This window comes from Autumnicola edwardsiae, assembly GCF_031846505.1.
In the GTDB taxonomy this organism is placed as follows: domain Bacteria; phylum Bacteroidota; class Bacteroidia; order Flavobacteriales; family Flavobacteriaceae; genus Autumnicola; species Autumnicola edwardsiae.
The window spans coordinates 1-501 of the sequence record NZ_JAVRHP010000299.1 but is presented as its reverse complement, the minus strand read 5'-3'; the positions used below and the strand labels follow the sequence as shown (position 1 = coordinate 501).

Annotated in this window: 2 protein-coding genes; both read left to right on the top strand. The window is 40.7% G+C overall.

Annotated elements, in window-relative coordinates; translation table 11 throughout:
- A partial coding sequence (locus tag RM529_RS17750) for a BfmA/BtgA family mobilization protein (protein ID WP_311486058.1) occupies positions 1-343 on the top strand: 343 nt, incomplete at its 5' end.
- Between the two features lie 65 nt (positions 344-408).
- Positions 409-501, top strand: a 93-nt coding sequence (locus tag RM529_RS17745; RefSeq protein WP_311486059.1) for a DUF5712 family protein, incomplete at its 3' end; no start/stop codon positions are given.

Below are 501 nucleotides of genomic sequence, written 5' to 3'. Positions count from 1 at the left end.
ATCATTTATCGGCATCAGGTTCAAAAAGGAAACAGCAAAACGGTTTCAGGAATTTTCAAGAACACACTTCAAATCACACACCGAAGCTCTGGAAACAATGCTCGACTTTTTCTTCTATAATGAAATTTCTCCCCACGAAAGATTGGGCCCAACCGGAAGGACTATCGAAGCTTCTTTTAAGAAACGTATTAATGCAGTTATTGCCATTGTGCGTGATATGGAGAAAACACAAACCAAACCCACCGCGGCGATGATCGCCTCCCTTTTTCAAACCGAAGTACCTCAAAAGAAACCACTCATCCTGGAAAAGAAAATCCTCCGGGAGAAAAAAGAGGGTGTTTAAAAACGGGAACAACATAGTCTGGAGAAGAAAGATAATTCTGATAATAACCTGTAAAATTTCTTGCTATGTATATCACCATGACACCTCAGAAGTTAGGGGGGAATTACTCCAAAAGTTCCGCCGGTTTTGTTAGCTACCTCGAAAAGGAAAATGAAGGA